Source organism: Pseudomonas protegens, from assembly GCF_003732485.1.
GTDB classification, from domain to species: domain Bacteria; phylum Pseudomonadota; class Gammaproteobacteria; order Pseudomonadales; family Pseudomonadaceae; genus Aquipseudomonas; species Aquipseudomonas protegens_B.
The window spans coordinates 2,586-8,214 of record NZ_MOAK01000039.1 but is presented as its reverse complement, the minus strand read 5'-3'; the positions used below and the strand labels follow the sequence as shown (position 1 = coordinate 8,214).

The 5,629-nt window shown below is 58.0% G+C and carries 5 protein-coding genes; all 5 read right to left on the bottom strand.

Features of this window, described 5'->3' with window-relative positions; genetic code table 11:
* Positions 1–425: glycosyltransferase (locus BLX41_RS09390; RefSeq protein ID WP_123724663.1), on the bottom strand; the 425-nt coding region annotated here is incomplete at its 3' end.
* Complete coding sequence (locus tag BLX41_RS09385; RefSeq protein ID WP_123724662.1) at positions 418–1,383, bottom strand: glycosyltransferase; 966 nt, start codon at positions 1,381–1,383, stop codon at positions 418–420. The genes BLX41_RS09390 and BLX41_RS09385, both read right to left, overlap by 8 nt.
* Before the next feature lie 134 nt (positions 1,384–1,517).
* Positions 1,518–2,876, bottom strand: coding sequence for an O-antigen ligase family protein (locus tag BLX41_RS09380; RefSeq protein ID WP_123724661.1), 1,359 nt, complete (start codon positions 2,874–2,876; stop codon positions 1,518–1,520).
* Positions 2,873–3,952, bottom strand: coding sequence for a glycosyltransferase family 4 protein (locus tag BLX41_RS09375; RefSeq protein WP_185073474.1), 1,080 nt, complete (start codon positions 3,950–3,952; stop codon positions 2,873–2,875). The genes BLX41_RS09380 and BLX41_RS09375 overlap by 4 nt, the downstream gene beginning before the upstream one ends.
* A complete protein-coding gene (locus tag BLX41_RS09370) occupies positions 3,949–5,532 on the bottom strand; it encodes a GumC family protein (protein WP_123724659.1) in 1,584 nt (527 codons plus the stop codon). Before BLX41_RS09370 ends, BLX41_RS09375 begins: the two co-directional genes overlap by 4 nt.
* Positions 5,533–5,629: the final 97 nt, after the last annotated feature.

The window sequence follows — 5,629 nt, the reverse complement described above, 5'->3', positions numbered from 1 at the left end:
AGCTTGCCCAGGGTGTCGCCGGACCATTGGTTGTCGGCGTCGGTGAACACCAGGATGTTGTTGCGCGCCAGTTCTACCGCGGCGTTCAGGGCCCCGGCCTTGCCCACCCGGGGCAGGTCCAGGACCAGCACCCGCGAGTCGTGCACCGCCATGGCAGTGGTCACGGTGTCGTCGCTGGAGCCGTCGCTGGCGAGGATGATCTGCAGGTCCGTGGCCGGGTAGTCCTGTTGCAGCAAGGTGCGCAGCTTGTGCTCGATGTGCGGGCCTTCGTTGTGGGCGGCGATGATCACGCTCACCGACAGCGGCTCGCCCGGTTGCAGCGGGCGCGGGCGCACGAACAGGCTGAGCAGGGCCAGCAGCAAGGGATAACCGATCCAGGCATAGAAGGGCAGTAACAGGCACAGCCAGAAAATTGTCTTAGCCACGGTCAGGTCTCACGACAGAGCGGTTGAACAGACCCTGAACCAGGGCCACGGCGCCCAGGTGCAGGCGCACCCAGTGCAGCAGCCAGAGTTGCAGGACAAACAGTGGATCGCGCTGGCGCCGGAGCTGACGCAGGGCCAACACCAGTGGCGCGATAGCGCTGGCGAGCAGTGCCAGGAGGGCCATCGTCCACTGTCCGCCCAGCAGGTAGAGCAGGGCCAACAGGCTGAGCAAGCCAGTACTCAGGCAGAGCAGGGGAAAACGTAGTAGGCGCATGTTCAGACCAGTGTTCTTGAGCAACTGAACGTGGCTGCCCTGGCGCCAGAGCTCTTTGCCGGCCCACTCGCGCCAAGTATTTTCGAAGCCCCAATGCTGGACCATCGAGGTCGCCAGACTCAGTTGCCGGGCACCAGCCCGATGCAGGCGCAGGCCGAAGTCCTTGTCCTCGCCGGTACGCAGGTGCTCATCGAAACCGTTGACGCGGTCGAACCAGCTCCGGGCCATGCACAGGTTCTGCGTCGACAACCACTGCTGCTTGCGTGCCTGCTGACTGCCGGATTGGCTGCGCCTCTGCCAGACACGGGCAAACCAGGGGGCGCTGTGCGGTGTATTGCACTCCAGGGCCAGAACGTCGACGTGGTGTGTCGCTTGAAGCTCCTTCCAAAGAAGCAGCCAGTTCTCGGGGACCTCGATATCGGCATCAAGAAATACCAACCAGTCGCTGGTGGCCGACGCCACTCCCCGGTTGCGTAGCGCGCCGATGGATAGCCCGGGGTGATCCAGCACTCGTGCCCCGTTGTCCCGGGCCAGTTGTGGGCTGTTATCGGTGGAGCCGTTATCGACCACGATCAACTCGCATGTCAGCTGCGCCGCGACGGCAGCGCTATGCACGCCGTCCAGGGTGCGCACGATATGCCGCGCTTCATTGAACATTGGTACGATCACACTGATGTGCTTCATGTCCATTCTCCTTGTTCCCAATCTGCTTCCATTGCTGTTGTTCAAAACGGCGGACGGTTACGTAATCGCTACCGAGGTGGCGCGTGGTGTATCAAGGCTGCGGTGCAGGCTTTTTGAGTGCGCACAGGTCGGCTTCATGGCTTGGCCTGCCAAGCGTCGGCTTGCCGGCGCAGCACGCTGGACAGGGCCAGGAAGATCCACAGGTACTTGTGATTCGGTGCACTGAGGAACAGCAGAAATATCGCTATGGCCAGCAGACTCAAGCCCAGGTGAGTTGCGATGTCGGCCTGAGTCTGTTGCCCCTTGAGCAGCCAGGTGAGGCGGGTGCGTTCAAAGTTGCGCAGAGCAATGATGATCAACGACACGAAGCACAGGCCGCCGGGAACTCCGAGTTCGCTAAATATCTCCAGATAGGTGTTGTGGGCTCGGCGATACAGATCTATCTCGTTCATGTTTTCGGAGAATTCGCTGGCAAAACCGGTTTGTGCATAGTGGAACGGGAAGCTGCCAAGGCCGGCCCCAAGAAGGGGGTTGTCGCTGATCATTTGCCCGCCGACTATCAGGTAGGAGGAGCGCCTGCCAAGAGAGGGGTCACTGGAGCTCGCGCCGGACTGGAGCATGCTCAGGGAGTTGATGCGTTCCACATATTTTGCCGGCAATGTGGCGATCACGAGGGGCACGATGACTGCCACGGCAAGCATCAAGAACCCCAGGTATCTGGGCTCCAGTCTTTTCAGTTGGGCACGGTAATGCCAAGCGCCGATGGCAATAATCAACAGCACCACCAGCAGGCCCGAGCGCGAGTCGGTCTTGATGATGCTGATCATCAGTGTCAGGGCTACACAGCCCCAGAACAGCCGTATCGGCCAGCGTGTTGCGTACTGGGTCAGAAAGATCGCTAACGGCACTGCCATGGCGATCAACAAGGCAAAATAATTGGCGTCCTGCAGCAGGCCAATGGCCCGGCCGCCGACCTGATGATCGACCGAGACCATCGCCACCACACAGGTGATCGCAACGCTGACGGACAGCAAGCGACAGAGTTGCAACGTGTTGATTTCGTTGCCCACGAGTAGGGTGACAAAAAATAGCGCAAGACCCACCGCGAGTTCTCGCAGACTGTCCAGGGAGACCGATCGGTTTTCGCTGTACATCAGGTTCAGCAACAGGCAAAGCAGAAAAAGAAGCAACGCCGGCCACAAATTGCTCTTCAGGCGTGTGGCAGAAATCTGACGTAACAGCAGTTTGTAGAGGGTGATCATGATCAGCGACGCCCCCAGTAATTTCGCACCGGAAAACACGCTGCTCTTGAACAGGCCTTCGAATGGCACCAGGGCATAAATGCCAAGAAACCCCCAGGTCGGGCGCTGATACAACAGCGCCACTCCAAACATCCCGAGGACCACCAGCGGCGCCAGATAGGGCCAGGGGCTGCTCAGCAACAGCAGGCAGCCGAACCCCAGCAGTACGCCGAGGGGCAGGGAGGCGATCATCTTGTCAAAACCTTGCAGGCCGCGCGGTAGAGCGTTTGCCAGTGTTCTGCCAACTGCGGCAGGTGATAGTGCTCGCGTTGCAGGTTCCAGGCAGCCTGGCTCAGGCCCAGGGCCAGTGCCGGTGAGTCCAGCAACTCGGCGACATGCCCTGCCAACGCGGTACTGTCCAACGGCTGGGCCAGCAGACCGTGGGTGCGATGTTCGATCATGTCGGGAATCCCGCCCACGGCGAAGGCTGTGACCGGTGTACCCGCCTGCATGGCTTCGAGCAGGATCATCGGCGTGCCTTCGGTGCGTGAGCTGAGTACCAGCACATTGAGGCGTTTGACCCAGCTGTGCATGTTGTTCTGGTAACCCGGCATGAGGATTTGCAGTTGCAGGCCGGCGTCTTTGATCCGCTGGTACAGCGCTTCCTTCATCGGGCCGTCGCCCAGTAGCACGGCCTTGAGGTCAGGCCGTTGTCGACACAGGGGGATCAGTGCGTCGAGGAATAGATCCGGGCCTTTCTCTTGGCTCAGTCGACCGACAAAGCCCACCAGCGGAGCCTGTGGATCGCGCAAGTTCTCGCCAGGTGCATGCTGCTCAGGCAGGCCATTGGGAATGACCTGCAATTTTTCCGGTTTGACCCCGGCCTGTTGATGCAAACGGGCAATGCTTTGCGCCACGCATACCACCCGATGCACCTTGCGACTGCGGCACAGGCGCAGGCTGAGCCAGGTGTAGAACTTCTGTTTGGCGCTGCGCGGAGTAAATCCGTGCTGGGTCCAGATCAGTGGCAGGCGCAGTCGCCAGGCACACAGCAGGGCAAACACCTGAGCCTTGAAATTATGCGCGTTGAGCAGCATCGACCGACCCTGCAGGAGCTTGAGCAAGGCCAACAATCCGTTGCAGTTCTGGCATTCGATCTGGGCTTGGCGGAAACGCTCGATCAACTCCGGTGGAGCCTCGATGAACACCACCTGATGTTGTCCAGGCATGAGCACGCAGTGATCGAGCAGCACTCGCTCGGCCCCATAGAATCCACTGCTGTGGATCAGATGGATGATCGGCAGGTCGGACACGGGCAGTTCGCTCATCGTTTGAACCAGTACTTGACCCATTGCCAGCTCCCTCGAGGATGGGGGTTGCGGCGAGTGGGGGAGGCGTCGTCGATGACCATCAACAAGGGCAGAGCCATGTGTTCACTGATCTGTGATGGGTGCTTGAAACGGTGATCGAAGAATTCGTGGATGTAGCCCAGGGCAATGGCGAGAAGCAGCCCGGTCACCACGCCCAACGGGATGATCAACATCGGCTTGGGGAACACCGAGGCGCTTGGCTTGAAGGGATAGCTGAGGATCCTGGCGTTGGACAGGTCACCGCTCATCAGGTATTCGCTACGGCTTTCCTCGTAACGCTGGGTGTAGGTGAAGAAGGCTTTGTGCAGCGCGTCGATCTCGGTATCCAACTGACGTAACTTGCTCCGCACTTCCTGGAGGTTTCGGATGCGGACCTTGTAGTCATTTATTCGCGCTTTTTTCTGGGCGATCACCGAGCGGGTGATCTGCAGGTCGCTGGTGCGTTCGCGAATGCGATTCTCCACGACCTGGAGAAACTGCCCGCGGGTGCGGATGATTTGCTCGCGCAAGCGTTGCATCGGTACGCTTTTGTCCTGGTAGATGTCCGATGTGGTGCCGTACTGGCTCACCAGGTCAGCCAGCTGCTCCCCCAGTTTTTTGATTTCGCGATCTTCGTAGACCACACCCTCAACGCTATTGGCAAAGGCGGAGGGGAAGGTGTAATCGGTCAGGCCGGCCCGGCGTGCGGCGGTCAGATTTTTTTGTAGATAGTCGAGGCGACGCTGGTTTTCCAGAGCTTGATCATGGTGGCTGTTGAGTGAAACCTCCTCGATGCTGATTGCATTCAGGCGAAAGGTGATTTCCTCGGCGGGAGCCGAGGTGTTGGCCGACTCCAGCAGCGCCTGGCGCTTGTCCTCGAGGGTGTCCAGGCGTCTCTGGTATTGCACCTTCTTTTGTTCATAGAAGGTTTGTGGCAGCTCATTGGACTGCAGCTCCTGACGTTTTTCGAGATAGTTGTTCAGTAACTGCTCGACAAAATCAGTGCCTTGACTGGGGTTGCTGGTGGTATAGACCAGTGAAATGACGTTGGAACCAGGCAGGGTCGCGACTTTCAGGTTCTGATTGGCTTGGGCACTGAGTGCGAGCAGGGCGGCATTGTGCTCTGGAGGGGGTTTAACATTGAACAGCAGGTTGTTGATTGCCGTTGGGAATATATGTTTTACCCCGCTTTTTATTGAGCTGATGAACAGGCGTATCCCGGTTTTCGGGTCGGCGTTGAGTAGTTGCTGTGGATACAGCTGCTCAATGGTTTTGTAAGTCAGTGAGGGTGACTGCAAGATTTTGACCTCCGTTTCCATGTCGGCCAGTGATAATGGAATGAACTTGTTTGTCTCAGGGGAAAGCAAAGTTGTGATATCTGTCTGAGAGAGTTTTTTCGATTGAACGATGACTTCCGCAGAGACCTCGAATTTTCTTGTAAGTAACAGCGGTAGTAGCAAGACGATCAATGTAAAGCTGATGAAAATTAGTTTAATTACCTGTTGTTTAACAAAGAGGACCAGCAAGAGTTCCTGCAGGTAATTTTTAGATTTGGTCATTGTCGAGACAGTCAATTATCGTCTGTGCTTTTCTTGTCGAGGCGATACCCGAAGCTGACTCCATAGCCCTGGAACCTGATCAGTTCGGCGATCTGTG

What these genes read in the sequence shown, in the direction of transcription:
- BLX41_RS09385 (WP_123724662.1), bottom strand. Translation starts at nt 1,383, where the DNA reads ATGAAGCACATCAGTGTGATCGTACCAATGTTCAATGAAGCGCGGCAT.
- BLX41_RS09380 (WP_123724661.1), bottom strand. Translation starts at nt 2,876, where the DNA reads ATGATCGCCTCCCTGCCCCTCGGCGTACTGCTGGGGTTCGGCTGCCTG.
- BLX41_RS09375 (WP_185073474.1), bottom strand. Translation starts at nt 3,952, where the DNA reads ATGAGCGAACTGCCCGTGTCCGACCTGCCGATCATCCATCTGATCCAC.
- BLX41_RS09370 (WP_123724659.1), bottom strand. Translation starts at nt 5,532, where the DNA reads ATGACCAAATCTAAAAATTACCTGCAGGAACTCTTGCTGGTCCTCTTT.